This is a genomic window from Pseudonocardia sp. C8 (assembly GCF_014267175.1).
In the GTDB taxonomy this organism is placed as follows: domain Bacteria; phylum Actinomycetota; class Actinomycetes; order Mycobacteriales; family Pseudonocardiaceae; genus Pseudonocardia.
In genome coordinates, this window is record NZ_JACMTR010000002.1 from 1,246,098 (window position 1) to 1,270,067 (window position 23,970).

The 23,970-nt window shown below is 75.1% G+C and carries 20 protein-coding genes; 9 read left to right on the plus strand and 11 right to left on the minus strand.

Going from position 1 to position 23,970, the window contains the following annotated elements; genetic code table 11:
• Positions 1-3 precede the first annotated feature (3 nt).
• Together H7X46_RS06485 and H7X46_RS06490 are read left to right on the plus strand one after the other, a co-directional pair.
• Complete coding sequence (locus H7X46_RS06485; RefSeq protein ID WP_186358535.1) at positions 4-429, plus strand: thioesterase family protein; 426 nt, start codon at positions 4-6, stop codon at positions 427-429.
• Positions 426-1,070, plus strand: coding sequence for a hypothetical protein (locus H7X46_RS06490; protein ID WP_186358536.1), 645 nt, complete (start codon positions 426-428; stop codon positions 1,068-1,070). The genes H7X46_RS06485 and H7X46_RS06490 overlap by 4 nt, the downstream gene beginning before the upstream one ends.
• On the opposite strand, the gene H7X46_RS06495 is transcribed toward H7X46_RS06490, so the two are convergent.
• The 5 genes from H7X46_RS06495 to H7X46_RS06515 all read right to left on the minus strand — a co-directional run bounded on the left by H7X46_RS06495 (position 1,071) and on the right by H7X46_RS06515 (position 8,881).
• A complete protein-coding gene (locus tag H7X46_RS06495; RefSeq protein WP_186358537.1) occupies positions 1,071-5,102 on the minus strand; it encodes a YncE family protein in 4,032 nt (1,343 codons plus the stop codon).
• 36 nt (positions 5,103-5,138) lie between these two features.
• Positions 5,139-6,479, minus strand: coding sequence for a hypothetical protein (locus tag H7X46_RS06500; protein WP_186358538.1), 1,341 nt, complete (start codon positions 6,477-6,479; stop codon positions 5,139-5,141).
• Between the two features lie 194 nt (positions 6,480-6,673).
• Positions 6,674-7,057: a globin gene (locus tag H7X46_RS06505; RefSeq protein ID WP_186358539.1), complete on the minus strand. Its 384-nt coding sequence runs from the start codon at positions 7,055-7,057 to the stop codon at positions 6,674-6,676.
• A 12-nt stretch (positions 7,058-7,069) separates the two neighbouring features.
• Entirely contained in the window at positions 7,070-8,095 is a 1,026-nt protein-coding gene (locus H7X46_RS06510) for a mechanosensitive ion channel family protein (protein ID WP_186358540.1), read from the minus strand.
• A gap of 117 nt (positions 8,096-8,212) precedes the next feature.
• Positions 8,213-8,881: a pyridoxamine 5'-phosphate oxidase family protein gene (locus tag H7X46_RS06515; protein WP_186358541.1), complete on the minus strand. Its 669-nt coding sequence runs from the start codon at positions 8,879-8,881 to the stop codon at positions 8,213-8,215.
• 65 nt (positions 8,882-8,946) lie between these two features.
• Here H7X46_RS06515 and H7X46_RS06520 point away from each other — a divergent pair, with 65 nt between their 5' ends.
• Both H7X46_RS06520 and H7X46_RS06525 read left to right on the plus strand, forming a co-directional pair.
• The gene (locus tag H7X46_RS06520) at positions 8,947-10,398 is read left to right on the plus strand and encodes a PLP-dependent aminotransferase family protein (protein WP_186358542.1); all 1,452 of its coding nucleotides are present in this window, start codon (positions 8,947-8,949) and stop codon (positions 10,396-10,398) included.
• 46 nt (positions 10,399-10,444) lie between these two features.
• Positions 10,445-11,524 carry a D-alanine--D-alanine ligase family protein gene (locus H7X46_RS06525; protein WP_186358543.1) on the plus strand — a complete coding sequence of 360 codons (1,080 nt, stop codon included), beginning with the start codon at positions 10,445-10,447 and terminating at the stop codon, positions 11,522-11,524.
• 49 nt (positions 11,525-11,573) lie between these two features.
• Here H7X46_RS06525 and H7X46_RS06530 read toward each other — a convergent pair whose 3' ends face one another.
• Both H7X46_RS06530 and H7X46_RS06535 read right to left on the minus strand, forming a co-directional pair.
• The gene (locus H7X46_RS06530; protein WP_186358544.1) at positions 11,574-12,068 is read right to left on the minus strand and encodes a DUF3515 domain-containing protein; all 495 of its coding nucleotides are present in this window, start codon (positions 12,066-12,068) and stop codon (positions 11,574-11,576) included.
• Positions 12,069-12,104: 36 nt separating this feature from the next.
• Complete coding sequence (locus H7X46_RS06535; RefSeq protein WP_186358545.1) at positions 12,105-12,341, minus strand: Lrp/AsnC ligand binding domain-containing protein; 237 nt, start codon at positions 12,339-12,341, stop codon at positions 12,105-12,107.
• Positions 12,342-12,426: 85 nt separating this feature from the next.
• On the opposite strand from H7X46_RS06535, the gene H7X46_RS06540 reads away from it, so the two are divergent.
• Both H7X46_RS06540 and H7X46_RS06545 read left to right on the plus strand, forming a co-directional pair.
• A complete protein-coding gene (locus H7X46_RS06540; protein WP_370588640.1) occupies positions 12,427-13,428 on the plus strand; it encodes a thiamine-phosphate kinase in 1,002 nt (333 codons plus the stop codon).
• Positions 13,429-13,534: 106 nt separating this feature from the next.
• Positions 13,535-15,313, plus strand: a complete 1,779-nt coding sequence (locus tag H7X46_RS06545; RefSeq protein WP_186358547.1) for an L-lactate permease — start codon at positions 13,535-13,537, stop codon at positions 15,311-15,313.
• A 22-nt stretch (positions 15,314-15,335) separates the two neighbouring features.
• Here H7X46_RS06545 and H7X46_RS06550 read toward each other — a convergent pair whose 3' ends face one another.
• Positions 15,336-15,554, minus strand: coding sequence for a hypothetical protein (locus H7X46_RS06550; RefSeq protein WP_186358548.1), 219 nt, complete (start codon positions 15,552-15,554; stop codon positions 15,336-15,338).
• Between the two features lie 340 nt (positions 15,555-15,894).
• Between H7X46_RS06550 and H7X46_RS06555 the strand changes: the two genes are divergently transcribed.
• Positions 15,895-16,203: a hypothetical protein gene (locus H7X46_RS06555; protein WP_186358549.1), complete on the plus strand. Its 309-nt coding sequence runs from the start codon at positions 15,895-15,897 to the stop codon at positions 16,201-16,203.
• Between the two features lie 175 nt (positions 16,204-16,378).
• Here the strand turns inward: H7X46_RS06555 and H7X46_RS06560 are convergent, their stop codons facing one another.
• Genes H7X46_RS06560 through H7X46_RS06570 form a run of 3 tightly spaced genes read right to left on the minus strand, consistent with a single transcriptional unit; the run spans position 16,379 to position 20,376 of the window.
• Entirely contained in the window at positions 16,379-17,752 is a 1,374-nt protein-coding gene (locus H7X46_RS06560; RefSeq protein ID WP_370588641.1) for a (Fe-S)-binding protein, read from the minus strand.
• Between the two features lie 7 nt (positions 17,753-17,759).
• On the minus strand, positions 17,760-18,884 hold the full coding sequence (locus H7X46_RS06565; RefSeq protein ID WP_186358550.1) for an FAD-binding oxidoreductase: 1,125 nt from the start codon (positions 18,882-18,884) through the stop codon (positions 17,760-17,762).
• 37 nt (positions 18,885-18,921) lie between these two features.
• Positions 18,922-20,376, minus strand: a complete 1,455-nt coding sequence (locus H7X46_RS06570) for an FAD-linked oxidase C-terminal domain-containing protein (protein ID WP_186358551.1) — start codon at positions 20,374-20,376, stop codon at positions 18,922-18,924.
• A gap of 165 nt (positions 20,377-20,541) precedes the next feature.
• Here H7X46_RS06570 and H7X46_RS06575 point away from each other — a divergent pair, with 165 nt between their 5' ends.
• On the plus strand, positions 20,542-22,689 hold the full coding sequence (locus H7X46_RS06575) for a malate synthase G (RefSeq protein WP_186358552.1): 2,148 nt from the start codon (positions 20,542-20,544) through the stop codon (positions 22,687-22,689).
• A gap of 77 nt (positions 22,690-22,766) precedes the next feature.
• Positions 22,767-23,957: an MFS transporter gene (locus H7X46_RS06580; protein WP_186358553.1), complete on the plus strand. Its 1,191-nt coding sequence runs from the start codon at positions 22,767-22,769 to the stop codon at positions 23,955-23,957.
• Positions 23,958-23,970 lie beyond the last annotated feature (13 nt).

Sequence of the window (23,970 nt, forward strand, 5' to 3'; positions counted from 1 at the left end):
ACCATGGCACCGTTCGTCACGATGGTCCCGCTCCGGTGGACCGACCAGGACGCCTACCGGCACGTCAACCACGCCCGGATCGTCACGCTGATCGAGGAGGCGCGGGTCGCGCTGGCCTTCACCGGTGCGGGGCAGGAAGGGCTGGACGGGTTCGCGTCCGGGCTGCTGGTCGCGGGGCTGCACGTCGAGTACAAGCGGCAGCTGGCCTGGCGGGCGGAACCGCTCCGGGTGGAGATCACCGTGCGGAACCTGCGGGCGGCCTCGTTCACGCTCGACTACGTCCTGCGGGACGGTCCCGGGCCCGACGACCCGGTCGCGGTCACCGCGTGGACGACGATGGCGCTCTACGACCTCGAGGAGCAACGCGTGCGACGGCTCACCGACGACGAGCGGGACTACCTGAAGCGGCACCTGGGAGACGGGTCGTGACCCTCCGGCTCGCCGACCCGACCGAGCGGGACGACCTCGGCGCGTTCACCGCGCGCGTCGTCCGGCTCGACCAGTCGGCGACGATCCGGCTGACTTCCGACGCCGGCCGGGTGACCGCGTGGGCACGCACCCCGTTCGACGTGCTGGTCACCCGGTCCGTGGCCGGGTCGCTGGACGGCGGCGCACCGGTGACGGCGCACGCGTCGTCGCTGCTGACGGCGCTCGCGGTGGACCGGGCCGAGGCGATCGACACCGGGCCGGCGGCGACGTGGCTGGAGGAGCTGCCGCCGTCGGAGGGATGGACGCGGGTCGACGACGTGCCCGCCGACGAGCTCGACGGCCTCGCCGACCGGGGGCTGGCGCTGGCGCGTGAGCACGCGGGCCCGCTGGGGCCGCCGGCGTCGCTGCTGGACCAGACGGTGCTGACGGTGTCGCCCCCGGAGTCCGGACGGCCGGTGACCGTCCCGATGCGCGTGCTGTTCGCGATGTCCGGGATGGGGTTCCTGGGGTCCGGGCCGTCCGGTGCCACCGGGCCGCGGGTGCGGGTGTCGGCGTCCGGGTCGTGGGTGCGTCTCGACGCGCGCTACGGGGCCGTGGTGCGGCGCCGGGTGCTGTCGCTGCCCCTCACCGTGACCGGGTGATCAGGTCAGGTTCAGGACGCTGACCTGGCCGTCACCGGTGACCCAGCCGGTGCGGCCGTCCGGGGACACCGCGACGTCGGTCGGGTTCCCGGCGACGTCGACCGTGCTGGTGACCTGCCAGGTCGCCGTGTCGACCACCTGCAGGCCCTGACCCGTGGTGACGTAGAGGTGGCGGCCGTCGGCGGCGAACGCCAGGCCCGTCGGGCCGCCGGGGGCCTCGACGGTGGCGATCTCGCGGCCGTCGGCCGGGTTGACCACGGTGACCGTGTCGGAGTCCGGTCCGGCCACGGCCACCTTCTGCTCCGGAACGGCGGCGGGGGTGGCCGCGACGGCCTCGGCGTCGCCGGAGACCGGGTAGCTGCCGAGGACACCGAGGCTGTTCGGGTCGAGCACGGTCAGCTGGTCGTCGCCCCGGGCGGCGAGGTACACGCGGTCGGCGGCCTCGTTCGCGGCAGCCGCGTACGGGTCGCCGGGGACCGGCACGGAACGGGTGACGACCCCGGCGTACGGATCCAGCTCGTCGACGACCCCGGTGGCCCGCGAGGGCAGGTAGAGGAACCGCCCGTCGGGGGCGGCGATCGCGCCGGCCGGGTCCCCGGCGACCGGCACGGTGTTCAGCACGGTGGCCCCGGGGACGTCGACGACGGCGACCTGGCCGCCGGTGCCGTCGGACATGCTGACGAACGCGCGGCTCCCGTCCGGGGAGGCGGTGACGCCCTGCGGCGCGGCCGGGAGCGGGACCTCGGCGGTGACGGCGTCGGACGCCCCGTCCAGGACCAGCAGCCGGTTCGCGTCGCGCACCGCGACGAGCGCGGGGCCGCGGGACGACGGCGCGGTCGCGACCGCCGACGAACCGGCCGGGACGGTCGCGCGCACCGTGGGCTCGGCGAGGCTCGCCCCGGCCGGCGCGGCGACCGGGCGGGGCCCGAAGCCCGGAGCGGCCGCACCCGGCCGGTCCGCGGTCGCGCCCTCGTCCTGCGGGACCGGCGACAGCATCGCCCATAGGGTCAGCGTGCCGAGCAGCACGATCGCCAGGGCGATCGCCAGGCCGGCCGGTGAGACGCCGCGCCGGCCGTTGCGCGGCTTCGCCGACATGATCGCGTCACGGCGCGGCGTGACCGGCTTGGCCTCGGGGTCCGGCGCGTCGGCGCCCGGCTCGGCGGGGTCGTCGGAGACGTGGCCGTCGCGGCCGGAAGCGGCTCGGGCCGCGGCCACCGACACGGCACCCACCGACGCCGCCGCGGCGGCGTTGCGGCCGGTCGCGTCGGAGTGGCCGGAGTCGCTCCGCGTGTCGTCGTCCTCGCCGTCCGGGCCGGGGGCGGCCGGGCGGGCGGGGACCGGGGCCGTGCCCTCGACGGCGTTCGGGCGTGGCCGGGGGCGGCCGTCGTCGCCGACCGGGCGCAGGTTGTCGTCGCCCACCGGGCTCGTCTCGCCCACCGGACGCAGTGTCACGGTCCGCTCGGCGGCCGACTGCTCCGTGCCGGCGTCCGCGGGACGGGCCCGCGGGGTGGGGCGTGGCGGGATCCGGGTGGTGGCGTGCTCGTCTGGCGGAGCCCACGGGTCCACACCGGAGCGGTGGTCACCGGTGGCCTCGGCGCCGTCCCGGGGGTGGTGCGGCGGGGGCCCGTCGGTGCGGTGTGGGGTGCCGTGGTGGTTCCGCGCGGTGCTGTGCTGGTCCGGCGCGGGGCCGGGGCGACCGTGCAGGTCCGACGCGGGGTCGTCGGGACCGTGTGGGGAGCCGGGACGGCCCGGCGCGAGGCCGTGGGGGCCGTGTGCGGTGCCGCGATGGTCCGGGGCGGGGCCGCGGTGCTCGGCCGTGGTGCCGCGGTGCTCGGGTGTGGTGCCGTTGCGGCCGGGCTCCGTGCCGGCCCCGGCGGCGGGGCCGGGCGACGGGACACCGGGCGGCGTGGACGTGGCGCGGATCCCCGGGACCGGCGTGCGGGGGCCCGGCGCGCCGGTCGGCGCAGGGAACTCCGGGGCTGCTGCCGGACCGGGTACATCCGGGCCGGTCCCGTCGTGCCGGGCCTGGTCGCCGGCGGGGGACGCCGTGGACCGGGCTCCGGCCGCGCCGTCGGGACGGGGCCGCGGGCTGAGGGAGCCGGCTTCGCCGTCGCGGAGTGCCCGGTCGTCGCCGGCGCGCCGGTCGTCGCGACCGCTCCGGTCGTCACCGGTGGCCTCGTCGGCGCGGTGGCTCCGGTCGTCACCGATGGGTTCGTCCGGGCGGTGGCTCCGGTCGTCGCCGACGGGGTCGTCGGGGCTGTGGTTCCGGGCGCCACCGGCGGGTTCGTCCACGCGGCCGGCCGGGGCCCAGGCCTCGGCGCCGCGGCCCGGCAGCTCACCGAACCCGCGTGCGGTGCCGGTGTCGGAGGGCGTGGCGAACAGGTCGTTCCCGGACAACCCGGCCATCGCCGGCCCGCTCGGTGCCCCGCCCATCGGCGGCCGTGGTGCGGGGCCAGGCTCCGGCTCGGCCGGGGCGGGGCGCCGGCGTCCGGGCATCGTCGGCCGGCCTCCCGCACCCGGTGTGTCCGGTCGCGGCTCCGGATCGGGCCGGCGGTCGGCCGCCCCGGACGTCGCGGACGGGTAGTGCCCGAGCAGCGCGCCCGGGGGGAGGATGTCGGTCTCCGGGCCGTCCGAGGCCGGATGGGCCGAACGCAGCGGCCACCGCTTGGCGGACACGGGCTCGTCGGCGTCCCCGGAGGTGGTGCTCCGGGCGGACGAACCGGTCTCCCGGGTGTCGGGGGCGCCCTCGTCGAGCGGGCGGGGCGGTGGCGCGATCGGCGGCACCACCGTCGGCGCCGGCTCGGTCACCGGGACGCCGTCCGCGCCGGCCCGTCCTCCTCCCATCCGGGGACGGCCGGTTGCGGGGGTCTCGGTCGGGTCGCCGGGGGTGTCCGGCGCGAACGACGGCGGCGGCGCGAACTTCTCGGCCGGGGTGTGCAGGGGATCGGCGGTCGGATCGTCGTCCGTGGGCAGGGGCCCGATCCCCAGCGGGTCGTCACCGAGGTCCCCGAGGTCGGCGTAGGTGTCGTCGGCGGGGGTGCCGAGCCCGGGCGGGCCGTCACCGGTGCCGGGGATATCCGAGCCCGAGCCCGAGCCAGCGCCGGTGGGCACGGGGGTGGGCCGTGGCGAGGGTGCCGGTCGGTCGCCGGAGCCCGTGCCGGGATCACCGGCCACGGGTGCGGAGGAGCCGCGCGACCGGACGAGGTCGGCGAAACCGGCTCCGGGCGACCGGGCCGGCTCGGTCGCGGACGGTGCCGCCGAGCCGGTGCCGACGTCGCCGCCGGTGCCACTGGAGTCGGTGCCGCCGGTACCAATGCCGGCGGAGTCGGTGCCAACGGTGCCGGTGCCAACCGTGCCGGTGCTGCTGGAGTTGGCGCTGCTGGAGTTGGTGCTGCCGGTGTCGGCGCCGCGGGTGCCGGTGCTGCCGCCGGTGCCTGTGTTGCCGGCGGTGCCGGTGACGCCGGGGTTGGCGCTACCGGAGATGGTGCTGCCGGAGTCGGTGTCGGATGCCCCGCCGCCTCCGGTCGGCGCGGATGGCCGTGCGGTGCTCGCGATGCCGGGCGTCGTGGTGGCCGGGGAAGGGTCAGCGGCGGGAGCGGCGTCGTCGGCCCCGGTGACACCCGGCCCGCGGCCGGCGGCGGTGGGGGCGGTGCGCTCCGTGCCGGCCCCGTCCCTGCCGCTGCTGGCGGAGCCGGCGAGGGGGGTGGCGGTGGACGCGGTTCCGCTGAACGCGGTGCCGGAAGTCGGGGAGCCGGTCGGCGTCACACCGGGCGTGCCGGAGCCACCGGACCGGCCAGGGTCGGCGGGGGAGCCACCGGACCCGCCGGCGTCGGCGGGAGCCGCCCCGGCGCCGTCCGCGTCCGCGGAACCCGACCGCATGACCAGCTCGACCAGCGATCCGGGGACCACGGGAACGCGGCCCGTCCGGATCGCCTCGCCGAGCCCGTCCGGGTCCGCTTCCGCGTCCGCGGGGTCGGAGTCGTGCGGCGGGGGCGTGCCGTCGCGGCCCCGGTGACCGGGCGCCGACGTCATGCGTTCTGTGACGATCGGGTGCACATAACGATCTGATTATCGCGACCGGCGCCCGGCGCCCGGACCCCGGGTCGGTCCACGGTGGCCCCGGGACGCCCCTCCCGCGCCGTCGGTCCTGGTCCGGCCGCTGTCACGACCCGAGCCGAGATCACCGAACGGGAGTACCCCGATCGAGGTGAGCGAGATCGGCGGGATCTGCCCGATCGTCGTCCGGTCCGGGTCGTCGTCGCGCTCGGTCCCGGGACGGCGGCCCGGACCGAGCAGCAGGGTGCCGGTGGTCGTGGTGCCGTGGTCGTCGTCCCCGGGCTGCTCTCCGTCGTCGTCGTCCTCGGTGGATGCCGACGAGTCCGCATCCGACGACGGGCCCGCATCGGTGAGGGAGGCCCCGGTCTCCGGGGACGCGCTCGTGCGGTCGCCGGCGGTCGTCCCGGACGACCAGACCAGCGACGTGCCCCCGGACGCGGAGGCCGGTGCCGCGGTGCTGCCGAACAGGGCGTCGTCGAGGCTTGCCGCGACCGGCTCCCGGTCCAGCTCGGTGGACAGGGTCTCGCGGACACGGGTCAGCTCACCCCGGACCTCGTCGCGCAGGGCCGCCAGCCGGTCGATGTCGCGGGTGACGGCGGTCCGCCGCTCCTCGACGCCGCGTTCTGCCTCGCGCCGCAGAGCCGCGGCCTCGTCCCGGGCGGCGGAGAGGATCTCCTCGGCGTCCGTGCGCGCCTCGGCGAGGAGGGCGTCGGCCTTCTCCCGGGCCTCGCTCACCCGCTCGTCGGCGGCCCGCTCGCGCTCGGCGACCTCGCCCTCGCGCCGGCCGATGACGTCCTCGCGCTCGTCGAGCGCGGCGCTGCGGGAGGTGAACTCGCGGTCCAGCGTCGCGGCGCGGCCGAGCAGCGCCTCCTCCGTGCAAGTGCGCCGCTCCTCGGCCTCCTCGCGGGCCCGGGCCACGATCTCCGCGGCCTCGGTGGACGCCCGTTCCCGCAGCTCGGTGGCCTCCTCCTCGGCGGCCTGCAGCACCCGCTCCACGCGCCGGCCGATCCCGTCCTCCGTGCTGCGGCGTTCGGAGCCGGACGCGTCCGCCGCAGCGAGCCGCTCATGGAGGTGCCGGATCTGCGCGCGGGCGTCGGAGAGTGCCCGCTCGGCGGACTCGGCGCGCCGGATCTCCTCGTGGATCCGGTGGTCGAGGTCGGCCAGCCGGGCGTCCACCTGGCTGCGGTCGTAGCCGCGGAGCACGACGGTGAACCAGGCCTCGCCGCCCGGGTCGTCGTGCTCGGTGGGCTCCGGGTCGGTGGTGGCGCGGTGCGAGTGCCGTGACGAGCCGGACGACGGGTCACGGCGCTGCGGACCGGGCGTGGGACCGGACGGTGACGGCAGTGCGCTCACGATGTACCCCCAGACGGGTGACTACTCGCCGCCAGGCTGCTGAGGCGGCGTCCGGTCCAACGAGTCCGGACGCGTTCGGTCACGACCGCCGTGACTTTTGCCCGGATCGGCGGTTATCGCCGCCCGTGTGGCGGTCGGGGACGGCCATTTCAGCTACTCAGCGTAATGGCGATGCGACCGGGCGGGGTCGGAACTCAGAACTCGGAGTTCTGCATGCTCATCGCGGCGTACTGCAGGTAGTTCCACAGCTGCTCGCGGTGCTCGGGCGACAGGTTCTCCTCGTCGACGGCGATCCGCATGCAGCGCAGCCACGCGTCCCGCTCGATGGGGCCGATCCTGAACGGGACGTGCCGCATCCGCAGCCGGGGGTGCCCGCGCTGGTCGGAGTAGGTGCGCGGGCCACCCCAGTACTGCTCGAGGAACATCCGCAGCCGGTCCTCGGCCGGGCCGAGGTCCTCCTCGGGGTACAGCGGGCGCAGCACGTCGTCCCGCGCGACCTCCTCGTAGAACCGGTGGACGATCCGGCGGAAGACCGGAGCGCCGCCCACCTCGGCGTAGAAGTTCTGCGGTGCACTCACGTCGCCATCGTCTCAGTTCTGCTTCGCGGAGCCACCGTTCAGGGCGCCTCCCGGGTAGAGCATCGGACGGGGGACGCCGTGGTCGTCGAAGGCGTCGGTGATCGCGCCGTTGAGGGCGCGCTGCACCGCCCACTGGCGGCCCGGGCTGACCTTGGCGGTGATCCGCAGCGTCACGCCCTCCGGGCCGATCCGGTCCGCTCCCAGCACCTCGGGGGCCTCGAGGATGTCGGCGGCGATGTCGTCCTGCGCGGCCCGCTCGGTGGCGGTCCGGCCGGCCAGCTCGGTGGCCTCCTCGACGTCCGCGCTGTGCGCGATCGGCAGGTCGACGACGGCGACCGCGAAGCCCTGGCTCATGTTGCCGACGCGCAGGATCTCGCCGTTGCGGACGTACCAGACCGTGCCCTTCAGGTCCCGGATCGTCGTGATCCGCAGGCCGACCGCCTCGACGGTGCCGATGGCCTCGCCGACATCGACGATGTCGCCGACCCCGTACTGGTCCTCGAGCAGCATGAACATGCCGGACAGGAAGTCGCGCACCAGGTTCTGCGCGCCGAAACCGATGGCCAGGCCGAGCACGCCGGCACCGGCCAGCAGCGGGCCGAGCGGGTAGCCCAGCTCGCTCATCACCATCATCACCGCGACCAGCAGCACGACCGCGGACACGATCGACCGCAGGACCGAACCGATGGTCCGGGCCCGCTGGAGCCGCCGCTGCGACCCGGGTGGGTTGCCCGCGGCGTCGCCCCCGCGGTCCGAGCGGCGCAGCCGCCGGGCCCGGCCGACGAGCGCCGTGAACCGGCCGTTGGTCGCGCCGTCGACCATCCGCGCGATCGCCCGGTGCGCCAGCCAGCGGAACAGGATGGCGATCACGACGATCGTCGTGATCGAGATCGTCTTGCCGATGATGAGATCGGCGTGCCGGGCCATGAAGTCGCTGCTGGTCAGGCGGTGGACGGTCGCGCACCAGGAGCCGGAGTCCTCGACGCAGGCGGGCACGAGTCCGGCGATCTCGACGGGTGCGGGCGGGATGATCGTCACGCGTCCTCCTCGGGGGCGGTGAGGGCTGCGTTCTCGTCGATGAGAGCGGTCGTGGGCAGGCGGAACGCCGCGGGGCGGGGGAGCGGGGCGGCGACCGGCACGTCCGTCGAGACTACGTCACCCGTTCCGGTGATCGGTGCACCCCAGGTGTGCCGGGACGTCGTGGTGTCCGGGCAGGTCGGGGGCCGGTTCCGGGGCTCCGCGCACGGTGCGGATCGGCACCACGCCGGACCAGGCGCGATCGGCGAGCACGTCGGCCTCGTCGTCGACCGGTGGTCCGGTGCGGCGCTTCACACTTGCCTCGGTGAGGTCCAGGGCGAACACGGCGGTCGCGGCGAGCTCGCGCCGGTCGGGGCGGCGCGCGTGGTCCCACGCACCCGGGGTGAGGTGCTCGACGATCGCGCGGAGCGCCTGCCACCGCTCGTCGGGGTCGGTGACCTTCCGGGCCACACCGTGGACGACGGCGCTGCGGTAGTTCATGGAGAAGTGCATGACCGAGCGGGCGTGCACGATCCCGTCGAGGTGGGTGACGGTCACGCAGCACGGCAGGGTGTCCCCGGCGAGGTAGCGCGCACCGGTGGATCCGTGCAGGTAGAGGGTGTCGCCGGCACGGCCGTAGGCGGTCGGGAGGACGACCGGGGCGCCGTCGCGCACGAAGCCGAGGTGGCAGACGAGACCCTCGTCGAGGACGGCGTGCAGCTCGGCGCGGTCGGTCGCCGCCCGGCCGCGGTTCCGGCCGAGCGTGCTCCGTGCCGTGGGGGAGAGCGTGGTGGGAGAGAGCGTCACGGACCGAGCCTGACGCGGCGAGTGGCATCCTGGAACGGCCAATCACAAGCGAATCGAGAAGGCCGATGGATGTGCCGCCCCTGACGGTCGACCGTGACTCCGGCGTGCCGCTCGCGGTCCAGATCGCGGACGGCCTGCGCGGCGCCGCGGCCGGCGGGGCGCTGCGGCCCGGCGACCGGCTGCCCTCGACCCGCTCCCTGGCCACGGCGCTGGGCGTGAGCCGGACCGTGACGGCCGCCGCCTACGACCAGCTGCTCGCCGAGGGCTGGGCCGAGGGCCGGGTCGGCGCGGGCACGTACGTCACCGCCGTCCCGACGGCCCCGCCCGTCCCGACCGCCCTGCCCGTCCGGACGGACCCGCCGGTCCCGACCGCCCCGCCCGCCGGGCCGGCCCGGCGGATCCCGGCCCGTGCCGGCCGGGCGCCGGCGTCGCCCGGTGTCGATCCCGCCGCCGGTCCGGCCGGGAAGCCCACAGGGCCCGGTGGTGGAGCGCCGTACCCGCTCGATCCCGGCCGTCCCTGCGTGGCGGCCCTCGACCGGGGGATGTGGCGGCGGGCCTGGCGGGCGGCCGCCGAGCCGGACCCGGACGACGCACCCCGCCCGGACGGCCTGCCCGAGTTCCACGCCGCCGTCACCGAGCACCTGCTGCGCCACCGCGGACTCGTCCCGGCCGCCGTGCTCGGGACCGCCGGCAGCTCGGCCGCCGTCGCCGAGCTCGCGCGGCTGCTGCCCGCCGGGGCGACGGTCGCCGTCGAGGACCCCGGCTACCGGCGCGCGGTGAGCGCGCTGCGCGCGGCCGGGCTGCGGATCGCCCCGGTGCCCGTCGACGACGACGGGCTGGTCGTCGACGCGATCCCGGCCGGGTGCGTGGCCGTCTACACCACCCCGGCCCACCAGTTCCCGACCGCGGTCCGGATGGCCGCCGCCCGGCGGATCGCCCTGCTCGACCGGGCCCGGGACGAGAACCTGCTGGTGATCGAGGACGACTACGACGGCGAGCTCCGCTACGACGTCGCCCCGCTGCCGCTGCTGGCGGCGCTCGCGCCGGAGCACGTCGTGCACCTCGGCACGGCCAGCAAGATCGTCAGCCCGACGCTGGGCGCCGGGTGGGTCGTCGCCCCGGAGCCGGTGCTGGCGGCCTGGCGGGACCTGCGTGCGCGGACCGGGACCCGGCCGGCGCCGGCCGGTCAGCGGGTGTTCACCGCGCTCGCCGCGCACGGCGACCTGTCCCGGCACCTGCGACGCCTGCGGCGCGAGCTGCGCGCACGCCGCGACCTCGTGCTCGCCGCGGCCCGGGACGCCGGGTGGAGCGCGCACGGCGACCCGGCCGGGGCCCACCTGGTGCTGCGCGGACCGTCCGAGCACGAGCGGGTGGCGCTGGCCCGGGACCGCGGCGTCGACGTCCGCGGGCTCGCCGGCTACCACGAGGGCGAGCCCCGGACGTCCGGCCTGGTCGTGGGGTACGCCGCCGGCACGCGGACCGACCTGGTGGAGGCGCTGACCCGGCTCACCCGGTGATCCCGGCTGCGCAGGGCCTCGGTGGCGGCGCCTACCCTCGTGCCCCATGAGTTCCGACCGGGTCCGGGTGGCCGTCGTCTTCGGTGGCCGCAGTTCCGAGCACGCGATCTCGTGCGTCTCCGCGGGCAGCGTGCTGACCCACCTCGACCCGGAGCGGTTCGAGGTGATCCCGGTGGGGATCACCCGCGACGGCGCGTGGGTGACCGGGCCGTCCGACCCGCGCCGGCTGGCGATCTCCGGCCGCGAGCTGCCCGAGGTCGACCGGGACTCCGACGCGCTGGTCCTGCCCGGGGAGCCCGGGCGCGGCCTGGTCCGGCTGACCGGTGACTCCGTGGGGGAGGTCCTCGCCCAGGTCGACGTCGTCTTCCCGATCCTGCACGGCCCGTTCGGCGAGGACGGCACGATCCAGGGCCTGCTGGAGATGGCCGGCGTGCCGTACGTCGGCGCCGGCGTGCTGGCGTCCGCGGTCGGGATGGACAAGGAGTTCGCCAAGAAGCTGCTGCGCGCCGATGGCCTGGACGTGGCCGACGGCGTCGTGCTGCGGCCCGGCACCGAGATCGGGTTCGCCGACCGGGAACGGCTCGGGCTGCCGCTGTTCGTCAAGCCGGCCCGTGCCGGGTCGTCGATGGGCGTGACCCGGGTGACCGACCCGGCCACGCTGGACGCCGCGATCGCCGCCGCCCGAGAGCACGACCCGAAGGTGCTGGTGGAGGCCGCCGTCCCGGGCCGGGAGATCGAGTGTGCGGTGCTCGAGTTCCCGGACGGCAGCGTCCGTGCCAGCCTGCCGGCGGAGCTGCGCTACACGGGCGAGTTCTACGACTTCGAGTCCAAGTACCTCGACGTGTCCGAGCTGGACATCCCGGCCAAGCTCGACGACGAGATCACCGACTCGGTGCGCTGGAAGGCGATCACCGCGTTCCGGGCGCTGGACGTGCAGGGCCTGGCCCGGGTGGACTTCTTCGTCACCGATGACGGCCAGGTCACCGTCAACGAGGTTAACACGATGCCCGGGTTCACGCCGAGCTCGGCGTTCCCGAAGATGTGGGCGGTCACCGGGCTGGACTACGGCGAGCTGCTCACGACCCTGGTGGAGACCGCACTCGCCCGCGGGACGGGTTTGCGGTAGGCCCTGCGGGCTCGTGAGTGGTTATCAGGGTCAGGACCCTGATCACCACTCACGAGCGCGCCAGCGCCTGTGAGATCGCGTCCGACACGGCCTGCAGCGGTCCCGGGCCGACCCCGGGCGGCGCGGTCAGCTCCAGGAAGATCCCCCGGTCGACGGCGGAGTAGGTGCGGGACGGCACGCCCTCGGGGGCCGGCAGCGGTAGCCAGGTCACCCCGTTCACCACGATCAGCGACGCCGTCGGGACCAGCTCGGCGGGCCGCTCCGTGCCGCACCGCAGCACCACCGGTTCCGGTTCGGCGACCCAGGCCCGCGCTCCGGGTACGGCCGGGTCCAGCTCACGGGACGGCAGCGACCCTGCCCCGCCGGGCAGCTCCGCGGGCAGCGCGGCCAGCACGGCGTCGCACCGGGGGTCGGCCGCCTGCGGAGCGGCCCGCGCGGGGAGGGCGAGGGGCCCGGTGTCCGGCCCGGCCGTGGCCCGGCCGTAGACCCCCAGCCCGGCCACGACGAGCGCGAGGAGCACCGGCAGCGCGATCGCCACCGCCACCGGCGGTGAGATGCGAGACCGTGCCCTCGCCACGGCTCAGCTCAGCTTGACGACGGGGCAGGTCAGCGTCCGGGTGATCCCGTTGACGTTCTGCACCCGCGCGACGACCAGCCGGCCGAGCTCGTCGACGTCGTCGGCCTCGGCGCGCACGATCACGTCGTACGGCCCGGTGACGTCCTCCGCCGAGATGACCCCCGGCAGGCCCCCGATCTCGGAGGCGACGGCGGCCGCCTTGCCGACCTCCGTCTGGACGAGGATGTATGCCTGCACCACGGCGTGCCCCTTTCCGGTACGTGCCGCCCTGCCGGATGGTTGGCGGCAGGAATGTCGGACGCAGAACTTACCGGAGGCAGCCCCCGTGTCCCCATCCGCGATCACGCCCGAGGGCGGTTCCGAGTCGAGCGTCTCACTCCGCGAGGTCGGCGAGTTCCGCCTGATCGACCGGGTCACCACGGACCGTGTCCAGCCGGACACGACCGTGCTGGGCCCGGGGGACGACTCGGCGATCGTCGCCGCGGCCGACGGCCGTGTGGTGGCGTGCACCGACGTTCTCGTCGAGGGGGTGCACTTCCGGCTCGACTGGTCCTCACCCGAGCAGGTCGGCCGCAAGGCGGCCGCAGCCAACCTCGCCGACGTGGCGGCGATGGGCGCCGTACCCACGTCGCTGCTGGTCGGCCTGGCCTGCCCGTCGTCGACACCGGCGAACCAGCTCGAGCAGCTCGCCGACGGACTGTGGGCCGAGGCTTCGTCGGTCGGGGCGGGACTGGTCGGCGGGGACCTGACGTCCGGGCCGGTGATCGTCGTGTCGGTGACCGCACTCGGGTCGCTGCAGGGCCGCGCACCGGTGCTGCGCTCCGGGGCGCGCCCGGGGGACCGGGTGGCCGTCTGCGGGCGGCTGGGCTGGTCGGCGGCCGGGCTGGCGGTGCTCGGCCGCGGTTTCCGCTCACCGGCCGCGCTGGTGAACGCGCACCGGGTGCCGGAGCCGCCGTACGCCGCCGGGCCGGCGGCCGCGGACGCCGGCGCCACCGCGATGATCGACGTCTCCGACGGGCTGCTGGCCGACCTGGGGCACCTGGCGCGGGCGTCCGGGGTGGCGGTGCGGCTGCGGTCGCGGTCGTTCACGGTGCCGGCGCGGCTGGCCGAGATCGGGTCCGCGCTGGGCCTGGACCCGCTGCGCTGGATGCTCACCGGCGGCGAGGACCACGCGCTGGCGGCGACCTTCCCCGAAGGTGCGGAGCTGCCGCCGGACTGGGTGGAGATCGGGGCGGTGGAGGCCCCGGACGACGCGGGCCGGGCCGTCACGGTGGACGGCCGGCCCTACGAGGGCGACCAGGGCTGGGTCCACTTCGCGAAATCATGATTCCACTGCGGGCTTGCGACCGCGCCAGGACGGGTGACAGGGTCTCTCCTGATCATGCTGTTCGTCACCTTCGTCCGGATGGCTTGCGTGCAGAGGGGAAGTCACTGTGGACAACCTGGGCGTGCTCAGCCTGCTCGCGCTCGCACCGATCCTCGTCGTCGCGATCCTGCTGGTCGGCCTGCGCTGGCCGGCGAAGTACGCGATGCCGCTCGGGTTCGTCGCCGCCGCACTGATCGGCGCGCTGGTGTGGGGGATGGACACCACGACGATCGTCGCGGCATCGGTCGAGGGCATGCTCATCGCGATCGGCCTGCTGTACATCATCTTCGGCGCGTTGTTGCTGCTGCAGACGCTCACCCAGAGCGGCGCGCTGGCCACCATCCGCGCCGGGTTCACCAGCATCAGCCCGGACCGGCGGATTCAGGCGATCATCATCGGCTGGCTGTTCGGGTCGTTCATCGAGGGCGCGTCCGGGTTCGGCACGCCGGCCGCCGTCGTCGCCCCGCTGCTGCTCGCGCTGGGCTTCCCGGCGCTCGCGGCAGTGCTGGTCGGCATGGTCATCCAGTCCACCCCGGTGAGTTTCGGTGCCGCCGGGACCCCGGTGCTGACCGGGCTCGGGCAGGGTCTGGCCGGCTCCGGCGAGGTCGAGGCACGGATCGGGGGGCTCGGGCTGGACGCCGCGGGTTACCTCTCGACGATCGGCGTCGAGGTCGCGCTGCTGCACGCCGTCGCCGGAACGCTGATCCCGCTGTTCCTGGTCTGCCTGCTCACCCGCTTCTTCGGTGAGAACCGCAGCTTTGCCGAGGGGCTGGCCGTCGCGCCGTTCGCGCTCTACGCGGCGTTCGCCATGACGGTGCCCTACGTCCTGGTGGCGGCGCTGCTCGGTCCGGAGTTCCCGGCGCTGCTCGGCGGCCTGATCGGCCTCGCACTGGTGATGTTCACCTCCAGCCGCGGTTTCCTGATGCCGCAGCAGATCTGGGACTTCCCCCCACGCGAGCGCTGGCTGGATCGCTGGACCGGCACCCTCGAGGCGGACACGAGCGTCGCCGGCGCGCGGATGAGCATCTTGCTGGCCTGGTCGCCGTACGTCGTCGTCGCGCTGGTCCTGGTGCTCACCCGGACCGTGGAGCCGCTGAAGGACTGGCTGTCCGACGTGACCGTGGGGCCGAGCGACATCCTCGGGACCGGGATCTCCGAGGAGCTGCAGCCGCTCTACTCGCCGGGCGCGGTCTTCCTGCTGGTCTGCCTGGTGACCTACGTCCTGCACCGGATGGGCGGGCGGCAGATCGCGACCGCGTGGAAGGTCTCCGCAGGCCAGCTCGCCGGAGCCGCGGTGGCCCTCCTGTTCGCGGTCCCGCTGGTCCGGATCCTGATCAACTCGGGACCGGACCACAACGACACCGGGCTGGCGTCGATGCCGCTGACCCTCGCCGAGGGGGCCGCGGCGATCAGTGGGCCGGCGTGGCCGATCCTCGGACCGTGGATCGGGGCGCTGGGCGCGTTCGTCGCCGGATCGAACACGATCTCCAACCTGACGTTCGCGCTGTTCCAGTTCGCCACGGCGGAGAACATCGGGGTCGATCCGGAGACGGTGGTTGCCGCCCAGGCCGTCGGCGGCGCGGCCGGCAACATGATCACCGTGCACAACGTCGTCGCCGCGTCCGCCACGGTCGGCCTGCTCGGCAGGGAGGGCGACGTCATCCGGATGACGATCGTTCCGATGACGTACTACTGCCTGCTCACCGGTGGGCTCGCGTTCGTGCTGATCTACGGCGTCGGCTTCAACCTCGGGACGGTGCTGCTGCTCCTGGTGCTCGTCACGCTCGCCGCGATCGTGGTCGGGCTCACGAGGTCCTCCGGGCGACTGCCGGCCGAACGGTCCTGATCACACGCCGCGGACCGGGGTGTCAGGCGCCGCGGCGCCAGAACAGCAGGGCCCGGCGCAGCCGGTCGCGCAGCCGCGGGTGGCCGGGCACCGAGCGCTGCGGGGCGGGGAACTGCCGGAACTCCGCCGGTGCGGGGACGAGGTTGGCGGCGGGGAGGGTCGGCGGGTCCATCGCGACCAGGGTCTGCGGGAAGTGGCGCGAGGACGGGGCGGGGCCGGGGGTCGGGGTCTTCTCCTCCACGGCCGATCCATCGCCGTGCGTGGTCGATCCGTTACCGGTGGACTGCTGCTGCACTCCGGCCTCCTCACAGCCTCCGCGCGTTGCGGGCGCGGGTCGTCGCGGATCGCGCCCGCGCGCCGCCGTCCGGGTGGGCGGGTGACGACCGCCGGAGGTGCCGCCGGCGCGCCGGGCCTCGTACGGACGGACGGGTGCGCGGGCGACAGTGCCTGCACGAACCAGGGTAGTAGAAGATCGAGATCGCCGCCGCCGCGCATGTCGATCACCCGGTCGGCCGACGGCCGGGCCGGATCCGGTTACGGTACGTACCGACAGGGCGGACGACGGGTGAACCGGAGCGGTGGTGTCGGGGCTGGTGACGGTGGTGGCGGGGGCCGCCCTGGTGGGGGTGGTCGCCACGGGGGTGCTGCTCGTCCTGGCGCTCCGGCGGATCGCGCGGCTGGAGCGGGCGCACAGCGCCCTCAAGTGGGACCTCGTCGCGCTGCGGGCCGAGGCGGGGGCACGGCAGCGCGGGACCGGCGACCCGGCGCCGGCCACCCCGGGCGCGTCCGGCCACGACCGTCCCTCCGGTCCGGCCCGCCGCCCGACCGGTGCGACCGCCTGGCGGCGCGCCCACCGCCGCACGCACCCCGCGCGCCGTCGCCCGCGCTGAGGGCGTCGCCGGATCGGCCGTGCCGTCCCCGAGCCGCGCCGTGCTGCGCCGCGCGAACCGGTCCGTGCCCGGAACATCCCCGCCGAGACGCGGGCCACGGCGAAGTGTCGATCGTCGTCGAACCCTGCACTGCATCTCGGCGAGACCGGACCGGACGCGGGACGCCCCGGGACGGCTACCGGTGCGGGACCGCCGCACCCCGGATGGAGGCGTCCAGCACCTGCACCGGGTGCAGCAGCGGGATGTCGCGGAAACCGCCGTCGGGCAGGTACTTCCCGATCTGCAGCAGGCAGCCCGGGTTGGCCGTGACGACGACGTCCGGGCGCGCCTCCCGGATCTTCCCGGCCTTCCGCTCGCCGAGCTCCGCCGCGGCCTCCGGCTTGATCATGTTGTAGATGCCGGCCGAACCGCAGCACAGCGCCGCCTCGGCGATGTCGACGAGCTCGAGCTCCGGGATGCTGCGCAGCACCTCCCGCGGCTCGTCCCGGACGCCCTGGGCGTGCCCGAGGTGGCAGGCGTCGTGGTAGGCGACCCGCCCGCGGACGGGCGTGCGGGGCGCCCGCGGGCCGCCGTCCTCGGACTCGGGCCGCCCGTAGAGCTCGGCGAGCACCTCGTGCACGTCGCGGCAGGCGGCGGAGAACGCGCGGGCCCGCTCGGCCCACTCCGGGTCGTCGGCGAGCAGGTGGCCGTAGTCCTTCATGGACGACCCGCAGCCCGCGACGTTGGTGACGATCGCGTCGACGCCGAGGTTCTCGAAGCGGGCGATGGTGCGCCGGGCCCGGTCCAGCGCGGACTCCTCCCGCCCGGCGTGCACCTCCAGCGCACCGCAGCACTGCTGGTCGCGGGGCACGAGCACGTCACAGCCCTCGGCGGCGAGCACCCGCACGGTCGCCTCGTTGACCCGGTGGAAGAACACGTCCTGCACGCAGCCGGTGAGCAGCGCGACCCGGGCCCGCCGCGGCCCGACGGCCGGGGTGTGCACCGGGAGCCGCGCGAACGCCTCGCGCACCGACACCGGCGGCAGCAGCGACTCCATCGCGGCCAGCCGCCCGGGAAGCTTCCCGGCGAGCGCGCGGATCGCCGGGACGGTCCGCAGCTTCTGGTACAGGGCGCCGGGCAGCGCGGCGACCCGCAGCCTGCGCTTGTAGGGGAACAGCGCGAAGATCGCGTCCCGGAACAGGGCGTCCGCCCGGGACCGGGGCACGTTCCGCTCGATCTGCGGGCGGACGGCTTCCAGCAGCTTGTCGTACTGCACCCCGGACGGGCACGACGTCACGCAGGCCATGCAGCCCAGGCAGTTGTCGATGTGCTCGGTGAACGGGCCGTCCAGGGAGATGTCCCCCTTCTCGGCCAGGTCCATCAGCAGGATCCGGCCGCGCGGGGAGTCCATCTCCTCGCCCCACAGCGTGTAGGTCGGGCAGGTGGGCAGGCAGAAGCCGCAGTGCACGCAGTCGTCGAGCAGTTCGCGCTGCGGCGGGTGGACGCCGTCGAACGCGCTCGGTGCCTGCTGCGGGATCTTCGATTCGGCGGAGCCGGCGGGAGTGGTCACGCGTGCCTCACATCCAGGGGTCGAAGCGGCCGGGGGCGAACCGGGCGTCGGGGTCGAGCCGCGTCTTGACGGCCCTCAGCAGGGCCAGGGACGAGGGGGCCGGTCCCCAGGCGGGCACCTCCGCCGACGCGGGCCGGTCCCGCAGCACGCTCGTGCCGCCTGCGGCCGCGACGGTGTCGTGCACCTCGGGGACCGCGGTGGCGGGAACGGTCACGGTGGCGACCCCGGTGGCCAGGCCCGCGGTGACCGCGGTCGCCGGCAGCCGCCCGATCAGCGGCGCGAGCGTGCGCGGCGCGCACCCGATCCGGACGACCGCGGCGTCGGGCGCGGCGCCGGAGCCGGCGGTCAGTGCCGCGTGCGCGTCCCAGGCGGCGGCGCCGTCCACCTCGCGGGCGCCGTCGCCGAGCAGCTCGACCAGCCGCGCCACCCGGGCGGGGAGGGTCCGCTCGCCGCCCTCCAGCCGGACCAGCAGGCGCCCGGGCTCGCCGGAGAGCCACTCGACCGCGATCGGTTCCAGCGGGCTCGCCATCAGCCGCAGCACGTGCTCCGCGGCCCGGTCCACCGGCCCGTCGACGGCGACGCAGGTGGTCGCCCTCGGCGCCGGGTGCAGCCGCAGCACGACCTCCACCAGCGGGCCGAACGTGCCGTAGGAGCCGTGCATCAGCTTGGCCACGTCGTACCCCGCCACGTTCTTGATCACGTGGCCACCGCTGCGGACCATCGTGCCGTCGGCGAGCACGGTCGTCGCGCCGATCACCAGGTCCCGCATGCCGCCGTAGACCAGTGCGGAGGGGCCGGCGTCGGCCGTCGCGACGAGACCACCGACGGTGGCGCCGCGGGCGACCCGGGCCGCGTCGAGGGCGAGCCGCTGGCCGTGGGCGGCGAGCTCGTCCTGCAGCGCGCGCAGCGGGGTGCCGGCGTGCACCGACACCGTCATGTCCCCGGGGTTGTGGGCGATCACCCCGGACAGGCCGGACAGGTCGAGGGTGGCGTCGACCCCGGCCGGGCGGCCCGCCCAGTGCCGGGCGGTGCCGGCACCGGTGATCGCGAGCCGGCCGGGGGTGTCCAGGACGGCGTCGCGGACCTCCTTCGGTGTCGTCGGGCGCAGGGTGGTGGGGGCGGCGCGGGTCATGGTTCGGGCCCTTCGTGGCGCGGTGGGACGGGTCGGGCTACAGGCGCTCGATCAGGCCGGCCTCCTCCAGGGGGTGCGGGCGGTAGTGCCCGGGCTTCTCGCCGCACAGCCGCGGTGTGGGCAGCAGCTTGCCCGGGTTGCAGATCCGGTCCGGGTCGAACGCGGAGCGGAGCCGGTCCATCACGGCGAGGTCCTCCTCACCGAACATCTTCGGCATCGAGCAGGCCTTGTCGGTGCCGATGCCGTGCTCGCCGGACAGTGAGCCGCCCATCTCGACGCACAGCTCGGCGATCGCCGACGACAGCTCCTCGGCGCGCTCGGTCTCCCCGGCGGCGGCCGAGAACAGCACCAGCGGGTGCAGGTTGCCGTCGCCGGCGTGGAAGACGTTCGCGACCCGCAGGCCGGCCTCGCTGCCCATCTGCTCGATCCGCTCGAGCACCTCGGCCAGCCGGGTCCGGGGCACGACGCCGTCCTGCACGATGTAGTCCGGCGAGATCCGGCCGACCGCGGCGAACGCGGCCTTCCGGCCCCGCCAGATCTTCGCCCGTTCCGCGGGGGAGCCGGCGACGTGCAGCCGGGTGCAGCCGTGCCGGTCGCAGATCTCCTTGACCTGGGCGAACTGCTCGTCGCACTCCTCGACGGTGCCGTCGAGCTCGACGACCAGCGCCGCGGGCGTGTCGAGCGAGTACCCGGCGCCGGTGGCGCCCTCGGCGGCCTCGATGGCCAGCGCGTCCATCATCTCGACCGCGGCCGGCACGATCCCGGCGGCGACGATGTCCGACACGACCTGACCGCCGGCGGCCACCGACGGGAAGTCCGCGAGCAGGGTCCGCATGACCTCCGGCGTGCGCAGGAGCCGCACGGTGACCTTCGTGACGACGCCGAGGGTGCCCTCCGAGCCGAGGAACACCCCGCGCAGGTCCGGGCCCTGCTGCTCGGCGGAGTCCGAGCCCAGGGTGACCAGCGAGCCGTCCGGCAGGACGACCTCCACGGAGAGCACGTGGTTGGTGGTGAAGCCGTACTTGAGGCAGTGCGCGCCGCCGGAGTTCTCCGCGACGTTCCCGCCGATCGTGCACACCTGCTGCGACGACGGGTCGGGCGCGAAGTAGAGACCGTGCGGCGCGGCCGCCGCGGTGATCTCCAGGTTGGTCACGCCCGGCTCCAGCACGGCCCGCCGGTTCTCCGGGTCGACCTCGAGCACCCGGTTCAGCCGGTTCAGCCCGATGACGACGCCGTCCGCCACCGGCAGCGCGCCGCCGGAGAGCCCCGTCCCGGCCCCGCGGGCGACGAACGGGATCCGGTGCCGGGCGCAGATCCGCACGCAGCCCGCGACGTCGTCGGCGGTGCGGGGCAGCAGCACGAGCTCGGGGACGACCCGGTTGCCGGTCAGCCCGTCGCACTCGTAGGTGCGGGTACGGACCGGGTCGTCGATGACGTCCTGGTCACCCAGCAGGGCCACGAACTCGGCACGGATCGGTGCGTCCAGGGGCATCGGTGCACTCCCTCTGCTCGGTCTGCGGCAGCATGACGGCGCTCACGCGAGCCTACGTCGGCTCGACGCCGGGCAGGGTGAGACACTACTTTCATGATGCGGAATAACTAATCCACTGATAGAAAACCTCAATCACGGCACCAAACTCAGAGAAGGTGGTCTCACATGGCCGACAGCTCCGGGCTGCAGGTCGACCCGCACCTGAAGTCGTTCGTCGAGGACGAGCTCCTGTCCGACGTGGATCTGGCCGCCGAGGACTTCTGGGCGACCCTGGCGAGGTTGCAGGAGCGGTTCGCGCCGAAGATCGCCACGCTGCTGGCGAAGCGTGACGAGCTCCAGGCCGCCATCGACGCGTGGCACCGGGAGCACGGGCCGGGCTCGGTGGAGGACTACGAGAAGTTCCTCGCCGATCTCGGCTACCTGCTCCCGGACGCCTCGCCCACGATCGACGTCGACCGGGTCGACCCGGAGATCGCCGAGGTCGCCGGCCCGCAGCTCGTCGTGCCCGCGACCGTCCCGCGCTACGCGCTCAACGCCGCGAACGCCCGCTGGGGCTCGCTGTTCGACGCCTACTACGGCACCGACGCGCTCCCGCGGGACTACGAGCTCGCCCGCGGCTACGACGAGCGCCGCGGCGCCCAGGTCATCGCCGGGGCCGACGAGCTGCTCGACGAGCTGTTCCCGCTCGCGCGCGGGTCGCACGGCGACGTCACCGCCTACCGGGCCGGTACCGACGGGCTCGTCGCGGACACCACGAACGGCACCGTCGGGCTGGCCGACCCCGCGCAGTACGCCGGTTTCCGGCCGATCGACGCCGACGGCCGGGGCGCGGTGCTGCTCACCCGCAACGGGATGCACCTGGAGATCTCGATCGACCCGACCACGCCGGTCGGGCGGCAGCACCACGCCGGGGTCACCGACATCGTGCTCGAGGCCGCGATCAGCACGATCATCGACCTGGAGGACTCGGTCGCGACCGTCGACGGCGAGGACAAGACCGTCGGCTACCGCACCTGGCTCGGGCTGCTGAAGGGCGACCTGACCAGCGAGTTCGAGAAGGGCGGCACGACCGTCACCCGGCGGGTCAACCCGGACCGGACCTACACCGCGCCGGACGGCTCCGAGCTGACCCTGCCCGGCCGCTCGCTGATGCTGGTCCGCAACTGCGGCCACCACATGACGACCAGCGCCGTGCGGACCGCCGACGGCCAGGAGGTCGCCGAGGGCGTCCTCGACCTGCTGGTCACGGCCGTCGCCGGGCTGTACGACCTGCAGCACAAGGGCCCGCACACGAACTCGCGGGCCGGCAGCGTCTACATCGTCAAGCCGAAGCAGCACGGCCCGGAGGAGGTCGCGCTCACCGTCGAGATGTTCGGTGCCGTCGAGGAGGTCCTCGGCCTGGAGCCGAACACCCTCAAGGTCGGCATCATGGACGAGGAGAAGCGCACCTCCGTCAACCTCGGCGCCTGCATCGCCGAGGCCGCCCAGCGGGTGATCTTCGTCAACACCGGCTTCCTGGACCGGACCGGCGACGAGATCCACACCTGCTTCCAGGCCGGCCCGGTGCTGCGCAAGGGCGACATGCGCGGCACCACCTGGCTGCAGACCTACGAGGACCGCAACGTCGACGTCGCGCTCGCGGCCGGGTTCTCGCACCGCGCCCAGATCGGCAAGGGCATGTGGGCCAAGCCCGCCGCGATGGCCGAGATGCTCGAGCAGAAGATCGGTCACCCGCAGGCGGGCGCGAACTGCGCCTGGGTGCCCTCGCCGACCGCGGCCACCCTGCACGCCCTGCACTACCTGCGGGCCGACGTGCACGAGGCGCAGTCCGGGCTCGGCTCGCGGGGGATCGCCGACCGGCGCGGCCTGCTGGTGCTCCCGCTCGGCGACCCCTCGGCGCTGTCCGCCGAGGAGATCACCCACGAGCTGGAGACGAACGCGCAGTCGATCCTCGGCTACGTCGTACGCTGGGTCGGGATGGGCATCGGCTGCTCGACCGTGCCCGACCTGGAGGGCGTGGGGCTGATGGAGGACCGCGCCACCCTGCGGATCTCCGCCCAGCTGGTCGCGAACTGGATGGCCCACGGCGTGGTCGACGAGCGAGCAGTCCGGGACACGTTCGCCCGGATGGCAGCGGTGGTCGACGACCAGAACGCCGGCGAGCCCGGCTACTCGCCCATGGCGAAGGACCTCGAGGGCAGCGAGTCCTTCCAGGCCGCGCTGGAGCTGGTGTTCACCGGCGCGACCGAGCCCAACGGCTACACCGAGCGGACGCTGACCCGCTGGCGTCAGCGCGCCAAGGCCGGCGCCTGACGGCCACCGCGCAAGAGTCGACGACGACGCCCCCGGAACCCGGTTCCGGGGGCGTCCGTCGTGTGGAGGAGGAACGTGTGAAGGCCTGGGTCCGCCCGGCGGCGGCGCTGTTCGGCGTCGGCTTCGGCGCCAACCAGTTCAGCCCGCTGATGGTCATGTACCGCGAGCAGGGGCACTACTCGGCCACGGTGGTCGCCGCGTTCTTCGGCGTCTACGTGCTCGGCCTCGCGCCCGGGCTGCTCGTCGGCGGGCCGGCGTCGGACCGCTGGGGCCGGCGGCGGGTGCTGCTCCCGGCCACGGCGCTGGCGATCCCGGCGAGCCTGGTGCTGGCGCTCGGGGCCGTCGCCGAACCCCTGCTGTACGCCGGGCGGCTGCTGATCGGCGCGAGCATGGGCGTCGCGATGGCCGTGGCGACCACCTGGGTCAAGGAGCTGTCCGACGACGGCGGCGGGGCCCGCCGGGCCGCGCTCTCCCTCACCCTCGGCTTCGGTGCCGGTCCGCTGCTCGGCGGCCTGCTCGCGCAGTACGCGCCCTGGCCGATGGAGCTGCCGTACGCCGTGCACGTCCTGATCATGGTGCCCGTGGTGTGGGGACTGCGGCGGGGCGCGGAGACCGTGCGGCCGGGCCGCACCCGTCCGCTGTGGCGGGACCTGCGCGTGCCCGCGGCGGCACACCCGCGCTTCCTGAGGCTGGTGGTGCCCGCCGCGCCGTGGGTGTTCGGTGCGGCCGCGCTGTCCTACGCGGTGCAGCCGGCCCTGCTCACCGGCGCGTCCGGGGCGCACGGCCTGCTCGTCGCCACCGCGATCACCGTGGTGAGCCTGGCCGTGGGGTTCGCCGCCCAGTCGGCCGCCCGCACGATCGACCGGCGCTCGGCGCACGCGAGCGGCCGGATCGGGCTCGGCCTGGTGATCGCCGGGACGCTGGTGGCCGCCGGTGTCGCCGCGACGGCGTCGATCCCGCTGGCGTTCGGCGGGGCGGTGCTGCTGGGCGGCGGCTACGGGTTCGTGCTCCTCGCCGGGCTGCAGGAGGTGCAGCGCATCGCCGACCCGGAACACCTGGCCGGGCTGACCGCGGTCTTCTACTCGATCACCTATGCCGGGTTCCTGCTTCCGGTGGTGCTGTCGGCGCTGACCCCGCTGGCCGGGTACCCCGTGCTGCTCGTGGCGGTCGCCGCGGTGGAGACGGTGTGCCTGGTGCTGGTGTGGGCCGGGGCGCGCGGGCTCCGGGACGCGCGCCGGCCGGCGGTGCCGGTGGGCGCCGGTTCGTGACCCGTGCCCGGCG

Coding starts and splice junctions, on each gene's coding strand:
- H7X46_RS06525 (WP_186358543.1), top strand. CDS start 10,445: ATGAGTTCCGACCGGGTCCGGGTGGCCGTCGTCTTCGGTGGCCGCAGT.
- H7X46_RS06495 (WP_186358537.1), bottom strand. CDS start 5,102: ATGACGTCGGCGCCCGGTCACCGGGGCCGCGACGGCACGCCCCCGCCG.
- H7X46_RS06485 (WP_186358535.1), top strand. CDS start 4: ATGGCACCGTTCGTCACGATGGTCCCGCTCCGGTGGACCGACCAGGAC.
- H7X46_RS06565 (WP_186358550.1), bottom strand. CDS start 18,884: ATGACCCGCGCCGCCCCCACCACCCTGCGCCCGACGACACCGAAGGAG.
- H7X46_RS06520 (WP_186358542.1), top strand. CDS start 8,947: ATGGATGTGCCGCCCCTGACGGTCGACCGTGACTCCGGCGTGCCGCTC.
- H7X46_RS06575 (WP_186358552.1), top strand. CDS start 20,542: ATGGCCGACAGCTCCGGGCTGCAGGTCGACCCGCACCTGAAGTCGTTC.
- H7X46_RS06570 (WP_186358551.1), bottom strand. CDS start 20,376: ATGCCCCTGGACGCACCGATCCGTGCCGAGTTCGTGGCCCTGCTGGGT.